At 49.4% G+C, this 20,202-nt stretch carries 15 protein-coding genes; 10 read left to right on the top strand and 5 right to left on the bottom strand.

Features of this window, described 5'->3' with window-relative positions:
- Positions 1–587: 587 nt before the first annotated feature.
- The 7 genes from KTG12_RS00005 to KTG12_RS00035 all read left to right on the top strand — a co-directional run bounded on the left by KTG12_RS00005 (position 588) and on the right by KTG12_RS00035 (position 12,209).
- Complete coding sequence (locus KTG12_RS00005) at positions 588–1,802, top strand: ROK family transcriptional regulator (protein ID WP_005649723.1); 1,215 nt, start codon at positions 588–590, stop codon at positions 1,800–1,802.
- Between the two features lie 134 nt (positions 1,803–1,936).
- A complete protein-coding gene (locus KTG12_RS00010; protein WP_005649724.1) occupies positions 1,937–2,854 on the top strand; it encodes a dihydrodipicolinate synthase family protein in 918 nt (305 codons plus the stop codon).
- A gap of 13 nt (positions 2,855–2,867) precedes the next feature.
- Positions 2,868–4,070 (top strand): AGE family epimerase/isomerase, encoded by a 1,203-nt coding sequence (locus tag KTG12_RS00015; RefSeq protein ID WP_005649726.1) that lies wholly within the window; start codon positions 2,868–2,870, stop codon positions 4,068–4,070.
- On the top strand, positions 4,057–5,307 hold the full coding sequence (locus KTG12_RS00020) for an MFS transporter (RefSeq protein ID WP_005633703.1): 1,251 nt from the start codon (positions 4,057–4,059) through the stop codon (positions 5,305–5,307). The genes KTG12_RS00015 and KTG12_RS00020 overlap by 14 nt, the downstream gene beginning before the upstream one ends.
- Positions 5,308–5,401: 94 nt before the next feature.
- The gene (locus KTG12_RS00025; RefSeq protein ID WP_005633705.1) at positions 5,402–7,021 is read left to right on the top strand and encodes a sialidase family protein; all 1,620 of its coding nucleotides are present in this window, start codon (positions 5,402–5,404) and stop codon (positions 7,019–7,021) included.
- Positions 7,022–7,027: 6 nt separating this feature from the next.
- A complete protein-coding gene (locus KTG12_RS00030; RefSeq protein ID WP_155143947.1) occupies positions 7,028–9,037 on the top strand; it encodes a family 20 glycosylhydrolase in 2,010 nt (669 codons plus the stop codon).
- A gap of 4 nt (positions 9,038–9,041) precedes the next feature.
- A complete protein-coding gene (locus tag KTG12_RS00035; RefSeq protein ID WP_005649729.1) occupies positions 9,042–12,209 on the top strand; it encodes a cyclically-permuted mutarotase family protein in 3,168 nt (1,055 codons plus the stop codon).
- Between the two features lies 1 nt (position 12,210).
- On the opposite strand, the gene KTG12_RS00040 is transcribed toward KTG12_RS00035, so the two are convergent.
- From KTG12_RS00040 to KTG12_RS00060, 5 genes are all read right to left on the bottom strand, one after another.
- Positions 12,211–12,810: a TIGR00730 family Rossman fold protein gene (locus tag KTG12_RS00040; protein ID WP_005633713.1), complete on the bottom strand. Its 600-nt coding sequence runs from the start codon at positions 12,808–12,810 to the stop codon at positions 12,211–12,213.
- A gap of 87 nt (positions 12,811–12,897) precedes the next feature.
- Entirely contained in the window at positions 12,898–13,641 is a 744-nt protein-coding gene (locus KTG12_RS00045) for a TIGR02757 family protein (protein ID WP_005649731.1), read from the bottom strand.
- A gap of 3 nt (positions 13,642–13,644) precedes the next feature.
- Entirely contained in the window at positions 13,645–14,352 is a 708-nt protein-coding gene (locus KTG12_RS00050; RefSeq protein ID WP_005633717.1) for a DNA alkylation repair protein, read from the bottom strand.
- On the bottom strand, positions 14,349–15,311 hold the full coding sequence (locus KTG12_RS00055; RefSeq protein WP_155143949.1) for a 2-hydroxyacid dehydrogenase family protein: 963 nt from the start codon (positions 15,309–15,311) through the stop codon (positions 14,349–14,351). The genes KTG12_RS00050 and KTG12_RS00055 overlap by 4 nt, the downstream gene beginning before the upstream one ends.
- 44 nt (positions 15,312–15,355) lie before the next feature.
- Positions 15,356–16,162, bottom strand: coding sequence for an alpha/beta hydrolase (locus KTG12_RS00060; RefSeq protein WP_005633721.1), 807 nt, complete (start codon positions 16,160–16,162; stop codon positions 15,356–15,358).
- A 719-nt stretch (positions 16,163–16,881) separates the two neighbouring features.
- Between KTG12_RS00060 and KTG12_RS00065 the strand changes: the two genes are divergently transcribed.
- The 3 genes from KTG12_RS00065 to KTG12_RS00075 all read left to right on the top strand — a co-directional run bounded on the left by KTG12_RS00065 (position 16,882) and on the right by KTG12_RS00075 (position 20,118).
- Positions 16,882–18,114, top strand: coding sequence for a nucleoside recognition domain-containing protein (locus KTG12_RS00065; RefSeq protein ID WP_005649734.1), 1,233 nt, complete (start codon positions 16,882–16,884; stop codon positions 18,112–18,114).
- A gap of 124 nt (positions 18,115–18,238) precedes the next feature.
- Positions 18,239–18,685, top strand: a complete 447-nt coding sequence (gene ybeY / locus KTG12_RS00070; RefSeq protein WP_155143959.1) for an rRNA maturation RNase YbeY — start codon at positions 18,239–18,241, stop codon at positions 18,683–18,685.
- 269 nt (positions 18,686–18,954) lie between these two features.
- Positions 18,955–20,118, top strand: coding sequence for a 6-bladed beta-propeller (locus tag KTG12_RS00075; protein WP_155143961.1), 1,164 nt, complete (start codon positions 18,955–18,957; stop codon positions 20,116–20,118).
- Positions 20,119–20,202 lie beyond the last annotated feature (84 nt).

Genomic DNA, 20,202 nt, shown 5'->3' on the forward strand with positions numbered 1-20,202 from the left:
ACAAAGCTAAATACTCTTGTTTGAAGAACAATGGTAGCATCGCGGAGACGCTTACATAACCATCATGGCGAAAGACGATAACATGCTGTGTATCAATTATACGATAAAAACAGGGACCGTTCGGGAACAGATGCGAAACCTGTTAAAACGGCTTCTTTTTTCATCAAGACAGGCTTTTCTTTTGTCAAAAACAGCTTGCAAAGCCGCTTGAGACCCGGGTGTACCCATCATAGAGACCCGGGTGCGGGAGAGGTGCAGACCCGGGTCTGCGCGAAGCCGTTCCGGGAATGCAGAGAAGTTTATCCGCTATACCAGGGGCACTTTTATGCCCAGTTTTTGCATCTTATCCAGCGAAAAGAGGCATTTTTATGACAAAAACGCCCCCGTTTTGTCAATGGCTATTCTGCTTATGTAAACATAAACAGTGCATTATCATCCATATAAATAAACATTCAAGTAAAAAGCATGATGGTAGGATGGAACCTTCCGGCACGATTACTCTGAATTTTTTATTTTCACAACCATATATTTGAAAAAAATTTACATACTTTTGTGAAGCCATTTCAATATTATAATATTCTATAGCCATGAATACAAAATTTTTACTATCTTCCGATAATAACAACCGCAATGAACTTCTGAAAAAGAAGATCATCCATTACTATATTGCCAATGGCGATGCGACCATTGCCGATCTGGGCCGTGAAATGGACCTGAGTATTCCGACCGTCACCAAACTGGTCGCCGAGCTTCAGGACGACGGCTATATCCTGGACTTCGGAAAGCAGGAAACCAACGGAGGACGCAAACCGAACATCTATGGCCTCAATCCGGCATCCGGATATTTCGTGGGAGTCGATATGCTGAAAGACAAGTTGAATATTGCAGCGATCGACTTCAAAGGCGACAAAGTACAACTCGAAGAAAATATCCCATACCAACTTGAAAATACACCAGCCTCGCTGGAGCAATTCTGCAAGATTATTGACGATTTCATCGTTTCATTGCCTGTCGAACGGAATAAGATATTAGCGATTGGAGTCAATATCACCGGCCGCGTGAACCCAGCATCGGGCTATAGTTACAGCATTTTCTATTTCGAAGAGAAACCCCTCGCTCAGATTCTTGAAGAACGGTTGCAGACGAAAGTTTTCATTGAAAACGACAGCCGGGCCATGACCTACGGCGAATATATGAAAGGAGTCGTACAGGGAGAAAAGAACATTCTGTTCGTCAATATGGCGTGGGGACTAGGTCTAGGTATCATCATCGACGGCAATTTATACTACGGGAAATCCGGCTTCTCCGGGGAGTTTGGACATTTTTGCATGTTCGAAAACGAAGTGCTATGCCATTGCGGCAAGAAAGGCTGTCTCGAAACAGAGGCTTCCGGATCGGCTTTCCACCGTATCCTGATAGAACGTTACCGGGAAGGCAGCAACACCATACTCGCCGGGAAACTGGACAGCGGAGAGGAAATCTCGCTCGGCGACCTGCTCGAAGCAGTGCGGAAAGAGGATGTACTTTGCATCGACATCCTCGAAAAAATGGGCGTAAATTTAGGAAAAGGTATTGCCGGACTGATGAATATTTTCAATCCGGAACTGGTCATACTGGGCGGAACGCTTTCACTAGCAGGTGAGTATATCAGCCTGCCGGTCAAAAGTGCTATCCGTAAATATTCGCTCAACCTGGTCAACCAAGACACGGAAATCAAAATATCCAAATTAGGAGAAAGAGCAGGCGCATTCGGAGCATGTCTCTTATCAAGAAGTAAGCTACTCGGTATGATACATTATTAATAAAACATTCTTTTCTTTAGACCATTATCTATAATAATATTTTAATCAAGGCTATATTATTAAAATATTTTATTTACATTTGCCGGGTATTTAAAAAAATACCAGACAATAAAACACATTAAATCGCTCAGATAATGGAAAAGATTAAAGGCTTAATTGATGCACCTTTCACACCGTTCTACGAAAACGGAGAAGTAAATTACGAACCGATAGAAGCATATGCCAAGCTTCTGGTCAAAAACGGTTTAAAGGGAGTGTTTATCAACGGATCTTCGGGAGAGGGCTATATGCTGACCGACGAAGAGCGCATGAAACTGGCTGAAAGATGGGTAGAAGTGGCGCCTTCCGGATTCAAGGTCATCGTACACGTAGGCAGCACCTGCGTAAAAGCGAGCCATAAGCTGGCTGCTCATGCCCAAAAGATCGGAGCCTGGGGAATCGGAGCCATGGCCTCTCCTTTCCCGAAAGTGAATCGGATAGAAGAACTGGTGAAATACTGCGAAGAAATCGCTTCCGGAGCACCTGAACTTCCTTTCTATTACTATCACATCCCGGCTTTCAACGGCGCTTTCCTACCGATGGTCGAACTGCTGAAAGCGGTAGACGGGCGTATCCCGAACTTCGCCGGCATCAAATATACATATGAAAGCCTTTACGAATACAACCAATGCCGCTTATATAAAGACGGCAAATTCGATATGCTTCACGGACAGGACGAAACAATCCTTCCATGCCTGGCAATGGGCGGTGCACAAGGCGGCATCGGCGGGACAACCAACTACAACGGCAAAGAACTGACCGGGATACTCGAAGCCTGGGCTGCCGGAGACCTCGAAACAGCACGCGAACGCCAGAACTTCTCACAGGAAGTGATCAACGTGATCTGTCGTTATCGCGGCAATATCGTGGGTGGCAAGCGGATCATGAAGCTGATCGGGCTCGATTTAGGTAAAAACCGGACACCGTTCCAGAATATGACAGATGAGGAAGAGACCGCTATGAAAGCCGAACTGGAAGCGATTCATTTTTTCGACAGATGCAATAAATTCTAAATCCATAAACGCCATGAACGACACAACAAAACCGTCCGAATACCTCGGATATTGGGGAGAAAAATACAAAAATGATTTACTGACCGACATTCTGCCTTTCTGGCTGAAATACGGTATCGATCATGAGAACGGAGGCTACTTCACTTGTTTGGACCGGGACGGTTCGCTGCTGGACACGAACAAATCGGTCTGGTTCCAGGGACGGTTCGCCTTTATTCTCGCTTATGCTTACAACAACCTCGAAAAACAGGCCGAATGGCTGGAAGCCTGTAAAAACGGGATCGACTTTATCGAGAAATATTGTTTCGATACAGACGGCCGCATGTTTTACGAGGTGACTAAAACAGGAACTCCCGTACGAAAACGCCGATATGTATTTTCCGAAACGTTTGCCGCAATCGCCATGGCTCAATATTCGATCGCTTCGGGTGACAAGAGCTATGCTGAAAAAGCAGTCAAGCTGTTCAAACAGATTCTCTATTACAAAAACACACCGGGCGCATTAGAGCCCAAATTCAGAGAAGGATTCGTTGCAAAAGGGCATTCCTTTTGCATGATCCTGATCGATACTGCCGCCCGCATCCGGGAGGCAGTAGACGATCCTGTCCTGACACGTCAGATCGACGAGTCGATAGCCGAACTACGTCGTGATTTCATGAAGCCGGAATTTAAGGCCATCCTCGAAACGGTCGGGCCGAACGGCGAATTTATCGATTCGATTCCCGGCCGGACCATCAATCCGGGCCATTCCATCGAAACGGCATGGTTTATCCTCGAAGAGGCCAAGCACCGGAACTGGGACCCGCAGCTGAAGCAGATAGGGCTCACGATCCTGGACTGGTCCTGGGAATGGGGTTGGGACAAAACACACGGTGGAATCACCTATTTTAGGGATTGCAAGAACCGCCCGCAGCAGGAATACTGGCATGACATGAAGTTCTGGTGGCCACAGTGCGAAGCCATCATCGCCACGTTGTATGCCTATGAAGCCACAGGCGATCCCAAATACCTGGAAATGCACAAGCAGATAAACGAATACACGTATGCCCGTTTTCCAGACAAGGAATACGGCGAATGGTTCGGCTATTTCCATTACGACGGGACGCTCTCGCAGCCGGCAAAGGGAAACATGTACAAAGGTCCGTTCCATATTCCCCGGATGCTTTTGAAATGTCATCTTTTATGTAAAGAAATTCAGGGCTATGACAAACAATAAGAAATACTATCCCTGGATCGTTGTCGCTCTGCTTTGGGGCGTGGCTTTGTTAAACTACATGGACAGACAGATGCTTTCAACCATGAAGTCTGCCATGATGATCGATATTACCGAACTGGAATCTGCCACGAACTTCGGACGCCTGATGGCGGTATTCTTGTGGATATACGGCTTGATGAGCCCGGTCGCCGGCATGATCGCCGACCGGATCAACCGGAAATGGCTGATCGTCGGCAGTCTCTTCGTCTGGTCGTTCGTCACGCTGATGATGGGATATTCGACTGATTTCAACCAAATTTATATTCTCCGCGCCATTATGGGAGTCAGCGAAGCCTTGTACATCCCTGCCGGACTTTCGCTGATCACGGACTATCATCAGGAAAAAACGCGATCATTAGCTGTCGGAATCCACATGACCGGGCTCTACACCGGACAGGCATTGGGTGGCTTCGGAGCAACGATCGCAGGAGCATACAGCTGGGAAACGACTTTCCACTGGTTCGGGATTATCGGAATCGCGTATAGTCTGGTATTGATTCTTTTCCTGAAAGAGAAAAAAGATCATACGGTCGCCAAGCTTGACTCGGAACCCGGCCCGAAAGAGAGTCCGGTAAAAGCGGCTATAAAAGGAATGGGGATGTTGTTCGTCAACATTTCATTCTGGATCATCCTGCTCTATTTCGCCACTTCGAGTTTGCCGGGTTGGGCTACTAAAAACTGGCTGCCGACTTTGTTTTCGGAGAATTTGTCCATCGATATGTCGGAAGCCGGGCCATTGTCCACCTTCACGATCGCGATCTCTTCCTTCATCGGAGTGATTGCGGGCGGTATCTTGTCCGACAAATGGATTCAGCGGAATGTACGGGGACGCATTTATACCGGTTCCATCGGGCTTGCCTTGACCATTCCGGCACTCCTGCTGTTAGGATTCGGCGACAGTTTCGCCATGATTGTAGGCGGCGGACTCTGTTTCGGTATCGGTTTCGGTATTTTCGACGCCAACAACATGCCGATCCTCTGCCAGTTCGTATCGCCACGCTACCGGGCGACCGCCTACGGCATTATGAACATGACCGGGGTATTTGCCGGAGCGATCATCACAAAACTGTTGGGCGAGTCGACGGATGCCGGTAACTTAGGGCATGATTTCGCAATGATGGCCAGCTTGGTATTCGTAGCCTTAGTGGTGGAAGTCATCTTCTTACGTCCGAGAACGGTCAACATGACCGACAAGTAAAACCTGTAAGGTTTCCAAAGGTATTGACTTTTCCTGCAAATGTCATTATCTTTGGAAATCCTATTTTATAATAACCCAATCAACAAAAAACATCATGAGAAAAATCTTTCTTTACTTCAGCCTCCTTCTCTTCATGCAAACAGCCTTTGCCGCCGACAGCTTGTTTGTCAGAAAGCCGCAGATCCCGATACTGATTGACCGGACAGACAATATCCTGGTGGAAATGCGTGTACAGGCACACAAAGGGGATGTACTCAACAAGCTTTCCCTGCAATTCAAAGAAGGAATCGACTTAAACGACATAAAGGCTCTACGCTTTTTCTATAGCGGAACGGAAGCGACCTCCCGGCAGGGAAAGCATTACCGTCCGGTTTCCTACATTTCCAGTCACGCAGAAGGCAAGACAAAGGCTGCTAATCCCGCCTACTCCATCAAGCAGAGCGAAGTAACTGATATCACCAATGTCGTGACCTTCACCAGTAACCAGCCGATGGTGGAAGGAGTCAACTACTATTGGATCAGTATCGAGATGAAACCGGAGGCTTCCCTGTTAACGACCTTTACTGTCCAGATGCCGATGGCTGAAATCAATAATATGCCGGCGACAATTGTCTGGGACGGCAAATCAGATGTCCGCCGCATGGGAATCGGTGTCCGCCACGCCGGTGACGACGGGGCTTCGGCCTACCGTATTCCGGGGCTGGTAACGACCAACAACGGGACGCTTCTGGGCGTGTACGATATCCGCTACAACAGCAGTGTGGACCTGCAGGAAATGGTCGATATAGGGGTAAGCCGCAGCACCGACAAAGGACAGACCTGGGAACCGATGCGTGTTGCGATGACGTTCGGCGAAACGGGCGGCCTGCCTCACGCACAGAACGGTGTGGGAGACCCGTCTATCCTGGTGGATGAAAAGACAAATACGATCTGGATCGTTGCTGCCTGGACACATGGCATGGGGAACGGACGCGCCTGGTGGAATTCCATGCCGGGTATGTCGGCCGACAGCACCGCCCAGCTGATGCTCGTCAAAAGCGAAGACGACGGCAAGACCTGGAGCCAGCCGATCAACATCACCCCGCAGGTGAAAGATCCTTCCTGGTACTTCCTGTTGCAAGGACCGGGCCGGGGCATCACGATGAAAGACGGGACGTTGGTTTTCCCGATCCAGTTCATCGACTCCACCCGTATACCGAACGCCGGTATCATGTACAGCAAAGACCGGGGAACCACCTGGCATCTGCATAATCTGGCACGTACGAACACGACCGAGGCGCAGGTAGCCGAGATCGAACCGGGTGTCCTGATGCTGAACATGCGTGACAACCGGGGAGGCAGCCGCGCCGTGGCCACCACCCGCGATTTGGGCAAGACCTGGTATGAACATCCGTCCAGCCGCAGTGCCCTGCAGGAACCGGTTTGTATGGCAAGCCTCATCCACGTGGACGCTAAAGACAACATCACGGGGAAAGACCTGCTGATCTTCTCCAACCCGAACACGACGAAGGGACGTAACCATATTACCATAAAAGTAAGTACCGACGGAGGCATGACCTGGCCGCTTTCCAACCAAGTGACACTGGACGAAGACGAAAGCTGGGGTTATTCTTGCTTGTCCATGATCGACAAGGAGACAGTCGGCATCTTCTACGAATCGAGCGTCGCCCATATGACTTTTCAAGCTGTCAAACTGACCGATCTGGTCAAGTAGTCCTGCATGAAACGCATACTCTTCATATTGATAAGTTTATATATAGGGATATTGGCTGCCTGTGCTGCCAATATCCCTCATTTGCTTCCATGGCCGCAGAAAGTGGCATGGAACGGGAAAAAGTTTCAATATAGGGGAACTTTTGTTTCCCTTACGGAAAACTTTTGTTCCATAGGCATGGAACAACCGGCAGGCAATAAGATAACGGGCAATCCGTCAAGCCATCCGGCACTATCGGTCAAATGGGTGGAGGATTTCCCCGATATCCCTCTCAATCGCAACGAAGCCTATAAACTGCGTGTCACATCAAAAGGAGTGGAGATCGAAGCCATCACCGAAACGGGCGTTTACAGGGCAATCCAGACATTACGCCAATTGACGGAAAAGAAAGGCAACGGCATTGCAATCACCGGATGCGAGATCACCGACTGGCCCGCCTTTCGCATCCGCGGCTTCATGCAGGATGTAGGACGCACCTATATCTCGACGGACGAATTGAAACGGGAAATAGCGATCCTGGCACGTTACAAGATAAACGTCTTTCACTGGCACCTGACGGAAAATCAGGCATGGCGCCTGCAAAGCAAGGTGTTCCCAATGCTGAACGACAGCGTCAACACGACCCGCCAGCCGGGGAAATACTACACGCTGGAAGAGGCACGGGAATTGGCCGCTTTCTGCAAGCAACATCATGTCCTGCTGATCCCGGAGATCGACATGCCGGGACACAGTGCCGCTTTCGTCCGTACTTTCCGCCATGACATGCAAAGCCCGGAAGGGATGAAGATACTGAAACTCCTGATCGACGAGGTTTGCGAAACGTTCGATGTCTCTTACCTGCATATCGGGACAGACGAGGTGCAGTTCACCAATCCGGATTTCGTACCCGAAATGGTCGCTTATGTCCGCTCCAAGGGGAAAAAGGTGATCTCCTGGAATCCGGGATGGCACTACAAGCCGGGAGAGATCGACATGACGCATCTGTGGAGCTACCGAGGAAAAGCCCAGAAAGGGATTCCGGCGATCGACTCCCGTTTCCACTATCTGAACCATTTCGACACGTTTGCCGACCTCTTCGCCCTCTACAACAGCCGCATCTACAACGAGCTGCAGGGCAGCGATGATCTGGCAGGCACGATCCTGGCAATCTGGAACGACCGGATGATCCAGCCGGAAGCCGATATCGTCAAACAGAATAATTTCTACCCGAATATGCTCGCCATGGCCGAACGTGCGTGGAGAGGGGGTGGAACTGAATATTTCGACAAGCAAGGAACGGTTTTACCATCGGAAGACAGCGAGTCGTTCAAGTCTTTCGCTGATTTCGAGAACCGCCTGCTCTGGCATAAGGAACATTGTTTCGGGGGATATCCGTTCGCTTACGTCAAACAAACGAACGTCAAGTGGCGTATTACGGACGCATTCCCGAACCAAGGCGACCTGACGGCATCATTCCCGCCCGAAAAGGAGTTGAAATCCCACTATACATACAAAAACAAGACGTATGAGACACAGGATGCGACCGGCGCAGGCATCTACCTCCGCCATGTCTGGGGGACGCTTGTTCCAGGGATCTACAAAGAGCCGCAAGAGAACCACACGGCGTATGCCTGGACCTGGGTCTACTCGCCTAAAGCACAGGATGTAGGCGCCTGGATAGAGTTTCAGAACTACAGCCGTTCGGAAATGGACTTGCCGCCACTTCCGGGAAAATGGGATTACCGGGAAAGCCGAGTGTGGGTCAACGACCGGGAAATCCTGCCTCCGGTATGGACGGCAACGCACCGGACCAAATCCAACGAGGTGCTGCTCGGCAACGAGAATTGTGTCGTGCGTCCTCCCATGCCTGTCCATCTGCAGAAAGGATGGAACAAGGTATTCATGAAACTTCCGGTCGGAAAGTTCACCGCGCCGGAAATCCGCTTGCCGAAGTGGATGTTCACATTCGTATTTGTCACACCGGATGGTGAAAAGGCTGTGGACGGCCTGGTCTATTCACCCGATAAGAAACGATAAGCAAATGAAAAATATCCTGCTCTGTTTATTCATCGTATTTAGTGCCACGATCCAGGCGCAAAAGATCAAGGTGGCCTGTGTAGGCAACAGCGTAACGTATGGTCACGGAATTGAGAACCGCGAAAAGAACAGTTATCCCGCCCAGCTCCAACGGATGTTGGGCAACGAATACGAAGTCGCCAACTTCGGAAAAAGCGGGGCGACGCTATTGCGAAAGGGACACCGTCCTTACAACGAGCAGGAGGAATGCAAGGCCGCCCTCGACTTTGCCGCCGACCGGGTCGTCATCCACCTCGGACTGAACGACACCGATCCGCGCGACTGGCCGAATTACCGGGATGACTTCACGAAGGATTATCTGACCCTGATCGATGCTTTCCGACAAGCGAACCCGAAGTGTGAAATCTGGATCTGCCGCCTGACGCCGATCTCCCACCGCCATACGCGCTTCAAATCGGGCACACGCAACTGGTACTGGCAGATACAACAAAACATTGAAGATATCGCAGTACTCGCCCACACCGGACTGATTGACCTGCATACAGAACTTTATGACCGCCCTGACCTCTTGCCCGACGCCTTGCATCCCACAGCCGAAGGAGCCGGAATCATCGCACGGACGGTCTACCGGGCATTGACCGGAAATTACGGTGGTCTCCAAATGCCCGTGATCTATTCGGACAATATGGTACTCCAACGGGAGAAACCGCTCCGGATAGCCGGAACAGCCAATGCCGGAGAAAAAGTGACGGTCAGCATCGCCGGACAGAAAGGTGAAGCGATAACGACCTCGGACGGGAAATGGTCGGTCATCCTGCCACCGATGAAGGCAGGAGGCCCGTACACGTTGAGTATCTCCGCCGAATCAGGGAAACTGGATTATACGAATATCCTGATCGGCGAAGTATGGCTTTGCTCCGGACAGTCGAATATGGCATTTCAGGTGAGCAGTGCCGTTGACAGCCAACGAAAGGCTTTTCTGGAATTTGCCGCAAGGAAACCGCAAATCCGTCTTTTCGATATGAAACCACGTTGGCTGACAAATGCGGTGGAATGGGACATTTCGACACTGGACTCCCTCAACAGGCTCCAATATTACCGGGATACTGAATGGAAGGAATGCAACGAGGAAACGACGAACCGTTTCTCCGCCGTAGCCTTTGCCTTCGGACAGATGTTGTCAGACAGCTTGCAGGTCCCGGTCGGACTTATCCTGAACGCTATAGGCGGTTCACCGGCGGAAGCCTGGATAGACCGCAAAACGCTGGAATTCGAATTCCCCGACATCCTCTACGACTGGAAGCAGAATAATTTTATCCAGGACTGGGCGCGGGAACGCGCCGCCCTCAATATCCGTAAATCGACGAACAAACAGCAACGGCATCCTTACGAGCCTTGTTACTTGTACGAATCCGGTATCCAGCCGCTCGAAAAGTTCCCGATACGGGGTATCATCTGGTATCAGGGAGAATCGAACGCTCACAATATGGAAGCACATGAGAAGTTGTTCCATCTTTTGACAAAAAACTGGCGGGAGAACTGGGCGGAAGAATTGCCTTTCTATTATGTGCAACTATCCAGCATCGATCGTCCCAGCTGGCCTTGGTTCCGGGACAGCCAGCGCCGGATGCTCCAATCGATCCCCAACAGCGGCATGGCGGTCAGCAGCGACCATGGCGACTCCCTGGATGTCCACCCGCGCCACAAACGGGAGATAGGGGAACGCCTCGCTCACTGGGCACTCAACAAGACATACGGGCACGAGATCCTTCCTTCCGGTCCACTCTACCGATCGGTGATATTCAAGGACAGCACTGCCTATGTCACATTCGATTACGGAAAAGGCATGCACAGTTCCGACGGCGACAAACTACGTACTTTCGAGATAGCCGAACACGATGGTTTATTCGTCCCCGCGGAGGCACAAATCATCGATGGAAAGACAGTAAAAGTATGGAGCGGCCAAATCCGGAATCCGAAATTCGTCCGTTACGGCTGGCAACCTTTCACCCGTGCCAATTTAGTGAACGAAGCGGGGTTGCCGGCTTCGACATTCCGTTCGGAAGCGGCTCCGGTCAGCTGGTTTCGGCTGCCTGACCTACCCGGCACTGAAAAAAGCCCGTCATTAGGCGTATCTGCTCCGTTTACCGGTGTCAGTGGCGGGCAGTTGTTCGTGGCCGGCGGATGCAACTTCCCCGGCAAACCAGCGGCCGAAGGGGGAACAAAAGAATACTACTGCAATATATATGCATTAGATATAACCGCCCGATCTCATGCCGGATGGAAAAGGATCGGCAAACTGCCAATACCGCTTGCTTACGGGGCATCGGTCACAACCCCCGAAGGGCTCGTTTGGATCGGAGGAAATAACAATAAAAAGGTCTCCCGACAGGTCTTCTTCGTCAACTGGGACGGGGAAAAACAACAATTGCATATCACCGAACTGCCGCCACTTCCCATGCCGTTGGATAATCTCTCGGCCACATACGCCGATGGTTGCCTGTATGTCGCCGGGGGTAAGGGCAAGCCGCAAACGGTCCCAATAGGTCAGGACGGTTCGCAAACCGCCCCTACGAACCCACTCTTTTCATTACAGCTAACACCGTCGCTTCAAAAGGAATGGGTCCGGCTTCCGGATTTCCCCGGACCTGCCCGAATACAGCCTGTCCTCACGGCACAGCAATCCGAGGATGGCATACGACTTTATCTGGCAGGCGGTTTCCAGCCGGCATCCGCCCATCAGGAAGCCATTGTTTGCACAGATATGCTTTCTTATCATCCGAAGACAAAACAGTGGAGAAATGAAGGATTCCTGCCTTCTTTAGCAGGCGGTTCCCACCGTACCGTTACAGGAGGTTGCGCCATCGCATCAGGCGATAGCTCCATCCTGCTGGTAGGAGGCGTGAACTACGACCGTTTCCGCGACGCCCTAAACCACCCCGAGCCGGATTATCTGCTACATCCTGTCGACTGGTATAAATTCAATACCTCCCTGTTACAATACAATACTTTCACAAAACACTGGACCCACTTAGGCAACTACGAAGAACTGGCACGTGCCGGTGCCGGCATCGCAAACAATGCCAACACGGTAATCATAATTGGCGGAGAGTTAAAACCGGGCATCCGCACACCGGAGGTTAATGCGTTTAAACTAACGTGCCATCCCTGATTCACACCAAAGCCAATTTACGAATATTCGCATCCCAAACCGGTTCCGAAAAAATCAGTCCGACAGCTTCGGCCGGGGTAGAGGCGACCGTCCAAAGTGCTGCATGCTGCGGGCGCATGAAATGCTCGTCGACGGCCCGGCGGAACATCTCCAAAAGAGGATCGAAGTAGCCGTTTATATTCAGGATGACAATCGGGTTGAGATACAAGCCTAACTGTTTCCAGGTAATGACTTCCAACAATTCTTCGAGAGTGCCGCATCCGCCCGGAAGAGCGATCACGGCATCCGAAAGATCAGCCATTCGTTGTTTGCGCTCATGCATACTGTCGACTTCGACCAGATCGGTAAGCCCCTTGTGACACCAATCCTGTTCTACCATAAAACGAGGGATCACACCGGTCACAGTCCCGCCGGCAGCCAGCGCAGCATCCGACACGGCACACATCAGGCCTGAATTGCCAGCCCCGTTGATCACTCTCAGGTTCCGTTCGCCCAACAGATGTCCCAACTCGGTCGCAGCCTCCCGATATGCCGAAGCGACCTGCGTGCTGGAGGCACAATACACGCAAACGGAAGTTATCTTATTTCTTTCTCTTTCCATCTTTCTTTTTGCATTATGATTTTAAAACAAAGGGGATTCAACAAGCCATCAACCGAAATCATCAGACTCAGCGCCTTCCAAAACCACTTATTTTCCCTTATTTATATCATATCCGAACAAGGCGAAATCGCCCAGGCAAGGATCATCCGGGAAGATATGCGACAGGGCCTCGGTTATCTCGAGCGCCGTTTTCAGGGTGGCGGTTCGCTGCTGTGTCAAACCAAGTTCCAGTGAAATTTGGTGAACATGCGTGTCCAGCGGAATAATCAATTGGCGGGGATGAAAGACTGTCTGCCAAATCCCGAAATCGACGATTCCATCGGTCCGGACCATCCAGCGAAGGAACATAGCCAGGCGTTTACAGGCAGAAGTGCCGCCCATCACCGGAATACCGTTTATGCCGGAAAAGAGATCCTGCAATTTAAAAACCGGATTCGGGTAAGAGCTTGCAGCCAATGCATCTTCCAATGAATCATACCGCTGATATATCTCTTTCAACCGACCACAGAGGGCACAGAGGTCCGAATGCGTATAAAAGCGATAAAACGTATCGCGTTTGCCGGCTGGGACATCCGAAACCAGTTCCCAGTACCGGCCGGACAATACCCATTCGTAAGGACTTCCACCCATCCGGCTATGTAACCAGTCCGCCTTGCGGAGGATCAGTTCCCTGCGTCCATAAGAGATCCAGGAAGTGATAAAAGCGGATATTTCGATATCCCGTTTCTCCGTAAACCGATGAGGAAACTGAACCGGATCATCGGATATAAAAGACCTCACATTATAGATCCCGGCCCATTCCTTCAATTTCGCTTTCAGTTGTTCGTCCATCCCTTACTTCATCTTTAAGAAATACTGGCGCCGGTCTTCGGGATAATGCTCGATGGCATAGCGAAGAGCCGTACGCGGAAGCTGTGTCGCATAACGTTCCAGAAAGTCGGTGAGGGTATCCCGATCTCTTTTGCCCACCTCGCGGAGCATCCAGCCTACGGCTTTATGCATCAAATCATGTTTATGCGTCATCAACCGTTCGGCCAACGCCAGCGTATCGGTAAAATCCGAACGGCGGATAAACGCCCAAGTACAGACGATCGAAATCCGCTGTTCCCAAAGATTATCGCTGGCAGCCAGTTCATACAGGACGGAACGGTCCCGGTTCACCAAATATTCGCCGACAATATCCCGGCAGGACAAATCCACCAAATCCCAATTATTGCAGCGGCGGGTATTCTTCAAATAGAAACGATACATCTTTTCCCGTTCAGCTTCCGGTGTCTTCTTATCCTGAAAACGGTAGACCAAAACCAACAGGGCGCAAAGACGGGCCTCATGCCAGGGACTATCCAACAAGCGCTGCAATTCATCGAGAGGCATCGCTTTGTTAGCTTTCGCTATACTGCGAGTTTGCGGAACGACAACCCCTAAAAAGCGGTCGCCTTCGCCATATTGCCCCGGTCCGGTCTTGAAAAATCGGCTCAGATGGGCCGCCTTTTCCGGTGAACCGACCGATTGCAGTTCACTCAGCACAAACTCCGCCGTCATGGACGCAGTACCCGTGACACAGGACGGTCGCCTTCCAAGAATCCGATTACATTGTTGCAAACCGTACGCGCCATGATAATACGCGTTTCCAATGTCTGCGTCCCAATATGGGGCGTAAGGACGACATTTTCCATTTCCAGCAACTCCGGCGAGGGATAATCGCCGAACTCGAATACATCCAGACCGGCGCCATGAATCGTCCCGTCTTTCAACGCCTGCACCAAAGCCTTTTCATCGACCAAAGGACCGCGGCCGGTGTTGATCAGAACGGCCGTCGGTTTCATCTGTTTCAATTCGGCTTCACCGATGATATGGTAGGTTTCCGGTGTATAAGGAGCATTCAGAGAGACGAAATCGGATTGGGAGAGGAGCTCCTCCTTGGAAACGTATGTCACGTTCAGCTTTGTCTCTTCTTCGACATACAGTTGGCGACGGTTATGATAGAGGACTTCCATACCACAGGCATTCGCACGTTTGGCAAGGGCCTTTCCGATACGTCCCATACCGATAATACCCAGCGTCTTCCCAGTCACGTTGATACCTAAATTCTCCAAGACGCCGACTTTCATGCCAAGGCCTTCCCGGCGCAGCTTACGGTCGCATTCGGTAATGCGGCGTGCCACATCGAGCATCAGGCCGAGTGCGAGATTAGCGGTAGGGGCCGTCACGGGGTCGGGGGTATTAGCAACCGTGATTCCTTTCTCAAGGCAGTAGGCGACATCGATATTATTGTAACCGACGGCATAGTTTGCCACCATTTTCAGTTTGGGGGCATGGTCGATCAATTCCTTGTTTACCGGGAAATCGAACATCGAGCACAACACGTCATACTCCGGAATCATCTCTAAAACTTCTTCGTACGTGAAATCTCTTCCTTCGGGAAAAGTAACCTCATACTTGCTTTCCAGCTCGGTAAAACCTTCGCGGAACATGTCGTAAGTAACTAATATAGTTGTCATAACTATTCTTTTTAAATTTGCAAAAATATAAAATTATCCGATGTTCACTTCTTTTCATGGTCACGGATAAACCGGACGGCTAAAGGGAAAGCGGCGGCGCACATACTGCCGTGGTCGAAACCGCCCAACTCGTAAAGGGTCACATCAGGATGGCCGAGCAGTTTGAAAAGGCGGTAGAAATAGGCGGACTCTTCGTAACGGCCATACAATTCCTTTTCACGGTCACCGGAAAGGATCAGAATAGGGGCGCAATCATTCCGGACATGGTACAAGGGAGCCGTTTCGTCGATTGTCGGCTGCAAAGGTTTCAACCCTCGCTGGTTGCGGGTTTCGAAATGAGTGATTACCTGGCCGCTGAAAGGGATGATCCCGGCGAGCTTGTCGGCATCTTTCCCATAACGCGCCAACAACTTCTTATCCAATCCGACCATATCGACCAGATATCCGCCTGCAGAATGGCCGGCAATATAGATGGAGGAGGTGTCGCCTCCGTATTTTCCTATATTATCGAATACCCAAGCAACGGCGGCAGCGGCATCATCGACGATCTCCATCGTCTTCACATGCGGAGACAAACGGTATTCGACACCTACGACTACCATGCCGTCCGTTAATAACCCGGAAGGGATTTCACGACTCCCGCCGGTCAAACCGCCGCCATGAAACCAAACCACGACCGGCGCATTTTGTACATCCGGCTGGTAAGCAATATCCAGACGACACATTTTAGAAGCATATTCATCACCTGTATTTCCACGGTACGGGACATTACGATCATAGGAATAATTAGCAACGATAGCCATCACAGCAAACCAGGCAAGCAGAAAGGTTAATCCGATTTTATTCGTCATATTATACACTAAATTTGAATTGATTAAACACAAAAAACATCCTCCAAATGTAATCAGCTTTTTACAACTAAACAAACAATCTGCCATTTCGCACAGGGCAACCGCATCAAAATCATAAAGCGTCCATCCGTTTTCGCCACCGATACGGACTAATCATATGAATGTTTTTGCAAAAGCAACTATCATACTATCATATCCGCATGTGTATCGGTTTAAACCAATATATTATGTTATGATAGTTACCGTTTTGAACTATCATTCATCTGTCATAACCATCATGGCAAAAAACGATAACGTGCTGTGTATTAATTGTACGATAAAAACAGGGACCGTTCGGGAACAGGTACGAAACCTGTTAAAACGGCTTCTTTTTTCATCAAGACAGGCTTTTCTTTTGTCAAAAACAGCTTGCAAAGCCGCTTGAGACCCGGGTGTACCCATCATGGAGACCCGGGTGCGGGAGAGGTGCAGACCCGGGTCTGTGCGAGACCTTTACGGGGGTGTGGGGATGTTTATCCGCCATGTTAGAAGTGTTTTTATGCCCTGTTTTTGCATCTTTTTCAAGGAAAAAAGTCGTTTTATATTTAAACGGCCCCGTTTTGTCAATGCTATTTTGGTGCGGTTAGCCTGCCATTTCCCGCCTTCTTTTTCCGATAAAGCCGATTATTTCCTATTTTTGTAACCATTAACAAGTATCTTATTACCTGTCAACAACTACTATGGTTCTAAATTATATCTGGATCGCTTTCTTTCTGATTGCTTTCGTGGTGGCGCTTTGCAAATTAGCCATCGGCGGAGACACGGAAGTTTTCACCCATATCATCAACGCTTCTTTTGCTTCGGCAAAGACAGGGTTCGAGATATCCCTCGGACTGACGGGAGTCCTGGCTCTTTGGCTCGGCATCATGAAAATCGGGGAAAAAGGGGGCGTGATACAAGCCTTTGCCCGGTTGACGGCACCCGTGTTCAGCAAGCTCTTTCCGGGAATACCGAAAGACCATCCGGCAACAGGTTCTATCTTCATGTGCATTTCCGCCAACCTGTTAGGCTTGGACAATGCCGCCACGCCGATGGGACTGAAAGCCATGAAAGAGTTGCAGGAGCTAAACACGCAGAAGGATTCAGCCAGCGATCCGATGATCATGTTCCTTTGTATCAATGCTTCAGGACTGACACTGATTCCGGTCTCCATCATGACCTACCGGGCACAGATGGGAGCGGCAAACCCGGCTGATGTCTTCCTGCCCCTCATGCTCGCGACCTTCTCTTCTACCCTGGTCGCCATACTGGCGGTCTGTATCAAGCAACGGATCAACATCCTGCAACGGAACCTGCTGCTTTTCTTCGGCGGGATGATCGCGTTCATCGGTGGTCTGGCCTTGCTTTTCGGGATGATGAGCCAGCAATCGGTCTCCCTCTACTCCACCCTGTTTGCCAACATTTTGCTTTTCTCTATTATATGCGGATTCATTATCAGCGGTATCCGCAAAAAAATCAACGTATACGACACCTTTATCGAAGGCGCAAAAGAGGGTTTCCAGACTGCCGTGACGATCATCCCCTACCTCATCGCCGTATTGGTTGCCATTGCCGTTTTCCGGGCTTCGGGAGCGATGGATTTCCTGATCGACGGCATCCGCATGGGAGTCTCGGCAGCAGGGCTGGACACGCAGTTCGTGGAAGGTCTGCCTACCATGCTGATGAAACCGCTCAGCGGCAGCGGGGCGCGGGGTATGATGCTGGATGCGATGAACACCTACGGCGCGGATTCGTTCATCGGCCGCCTCTGTTCCATCGTGCAAGGATCGAGCGACACGACTTTCTACGTCGTCGCCCTTTATTTCGGCAGTGTCGGAATCCGCAACACCTACTATACGATCCCCTGTTCGCTACTGGCCGATTTAGCCGGGGCGGTGGCAGCGGTCACTATGACGTATCTGTTTTTTACCTAATATCAAAATGACACTCCTACCCCATGTAAATCGGATTAGTAGTGCATCTATCTTGGAATTAGCATAGCAGGTAATTATTTTTAACATATCATTCGGTAAGATAAAACATAAAAAGAATAACAATATGGCAATAGCATTCTACGCGGAAGACACCAAGCTTCCGGCAATCAAAAAGAGAGCGGTCGGCAACTGGGTAAAGGAAGTTGCCGCCACATACGGTAAGAAGGTCGGCGATATCAGCTACATCTTCTGCTCCGACGAGAAGATTCTGGAAGTAAACCGCCAGTACCTCCAACATGATTATTATACAGATATCATCACGTTCGATTATACGAGCGGCGATAAGATCTCCGGCGACCTGTTTATCAGCCTCGATACGGTGAAGACTAATTCCGAAGCCTTCAACACTCCCTACAACGAGGAACTCCACCGTACCATCATCCACGGTATCCTCCACCTCTGCGGCATCAACGATAAAGGACCTGGGGAACGCGAGCTCATGGAGGCCAACGAAAACAAAGCCCTGGCGATATTGCCGGAGGAATGCTGGGAAAGTCAACTTTCCCGGTAAAAAGAAATGTCTGGAGCCGCTTCCTGTTAAGGATGCTACTGAAGAGGTTGTATGATATGTGTGCCTGATAAAAGCCTGCACATGCTCCGGTGAAAACAGAAATTACCGGAGCAATGCTCCCAAAACCGATTACTCACTATCACTACCCAAATACTCATACCAAACGGCTATTTGCTTATTTGCCGGATACTCCCCCGATGTTATCACATAGATTTGGATACCTGGAAACAGGCAAATAAGGGATTGGTAACAATAATAAATGATCCGGTATGAAAGGCACAACTACTTTCTTTCTATCTATTCTGTTAATAACGACAGGTTGTAAAAGACTGGATCAAACGGCAGACGACTTGATCACAGTAGATGTAACCAATAATTCTTTTCCCAAAAAGGAACTGGCTCTTCAAGATTTCATGGATGTAGAATATATCCCGCTGGAAACAAACGATGATTTTGTTAATCAAGGGTTTGTGCAGGCTATAGGTAAAGAATTCATATTAGCAAAGAACTATAGGGATGACGGTGATATTTTTGTGTATGACCGGACCGGAAAAGCCATTCGTAAGATAAATCGTAAAGGGCAAGGAGGAGAAGAATACATCTCTTGTAGAAGTGTTACATTGGATGAAGAAAACAATGAAATGTTTATAAACGATTTCTTGGCAAGAAAAATAAAGGTCTATGACTTGGAGGGAAATTTTAAACGAAGTATCAAACAGAAACAAGATGGTGATACCCAGTTTTATTTGGACATATTTAATTACGATAAAGAGAATCTGATTTGTTACGATGAATGCAATCAAGAGATACCATTCCTACTCGTATCGAAGCAAGACGGAAACATAACCAAAGAGATTAGAACCCCATTTAAAGAAAAGAAGCTATTTCTTCAACTTTTAAGACATGAAGGAGGAACGAGAGCTGCCGGACCGGGCGAATACAGTAGAATAATCCCATTCAATGGCAATTGGATTCTATTAGAACCCTCGTCAGACACGATCTACACATTAATGCCCGATTACAATTTGCGGCCGTTTATCGTGCGAACACCTCCTATTCACATTATGAATCCAGAATCTTTCTTGGTTTTAAAGTTGGTTTCCGATCGTTATTATTTCATGGAAAGTATAAAGAACGTATATGATTTCAGCAAAGAAGAAGGCTTTCCGAGAACCTACTTCGTGTACGATACAGAGGAAAAGGATTTCTTCAGGTATATCATATACAATGGCGATTATTCTTATAAAAAAGAATTCTATATGGTCATGCTGACCCCTATCAATTCCAAAGGTGAATTATGGGCAACTATAAATGCTTTCGACCTTTGCGAGGACTATAAAAAAGGGAAGTTGAAAGGCAAACTAAAAGAAGTCGCTGCAACATTGGAAGAGGATGACAATCGGGTGATCATGTTGGTCAAACACAAAAAGTAATCCTTAGGATATATTAAAATCAAAACCTTTAAACGGCAAAATCCCGTCCTGCCAATTTTTAGAAGCATCGGATCTTATCCGAGA

The organism is Parabacteroides sp. MSK.9.14 (genome assembly GCF_019041495.1).
GTDB lineage: Bacteria > Bacteroidota > Bacteroidia > Bacteroidales > Tannerellaceae > Parabacteroides > Parabacteroides merdae.

Excerpts from the sequence above, each read along its gene's own strand:
- KTG12_RS00075 (WP_155143961.1), top strand. The coding sequence starts at position 18,955 with ATGAAAGGCACAACTACTTTCTTTCTATCTATTCTGTTAATAACGACA.
- KTG12_RS00030 (WP_155143947.1), top strand. The coding sequence starts at position 7,028 with ATGAAACGCATACTCTTCATATTGATAAGTTTATATATAGGGATATTG.
- KTG12_RS00020 (WP_005633703.1), top strand. The coding sequence starts at position 4,057 with ATGACAAACAATAAGAAATACTATCCCTGGATCGTTGTCGCTCTGCTT.
- KTG12_RS00005 (WP_005649723.1), top strand. The coding sequence starts at position 588 with ATGAATACAAAATTTTTACTATCTTCCGATAATAACAACCGCAATGAA.
- KTG12_RS00035 (WP_005649729.1), top strand. The coding sequence starts at position 9,042 with ATGAAAAATATCCTGCTCTGTTTATTCATCGTATTTAGTGCCACGATC.
- KTG12_RS00040 (WP_005633713.1), bottom strand. The coding sequence starts at position 12,810 with ATGGAAAGAGAAAGAAATAAGATAACTTCCGTTTGCGTGTATTGTGCC.
- KTG12_RS00060 (WP_005633721.1), bottom strand. The coding sequence starts at position 16,162 with ATGACGAATAAAATCGGATTAACCTTTCTGCTTGCCTGGTTTGCTGTG.
- KTG12_RS00010 (WP_005649724.1), top strand. The coding sequence starts at position 1,937 with ATGGAAAAGATTAAAGGCTTAATTGATGCACCTTTCACACCGTTCTAC.
- KTG12_RS00050 (WP_005633717.1), bottom strand. The coding sequence starts at position 14,352 with ATGACGGCGGAGTTTGTGCTGAGTGAACTGCAATCGGTCGGTTCACCG.
- KTG12_RS00055 (WP_155143949.1), bottom strand. The coding sequence starts at position 15,311 with ATGACAACTATATTAGTTACTTACGACATGTTCCGCGAAGGTTTTACC.
- KTG12_RS00015 (WP_005649726.1), top strand. The coding sequence starts at position 2,868 with ATGAACGACACAACAAAACCGTCCGAATACCTCGGATATTGGGGAGAA.
- ybeY (WP_155143959.1), top strand. The coding sequence starts at position 18,239 with ATGGCAATAGCATTCTACGCGGAAGACACCAAGCTTCCGGCAATCAAA.
- KTG12_RS00025 (WP_005633705.1), top strand. The coding sequence starts at position 5,402 with ATGAGAAAAATCTTTCTTTACTTCAGCCTCCTTCTCTTCATGCAAACA.
- KTG12_RS00045 (WP_005649731.1), bottom strand. The coding sequence starts at position 13,641 with ATGGACGAACAACTGAAAGCGAAATTGAAGGAATGGGCCGGGATCTAT.
- KTG12_RS00065 (WP_005649734.1), top strand. The coding sequence starts at position 16,882 with ATGGTTCTAAATTATATCTGGATCGCTTTCTTTCTGATTGCTTTCGTG.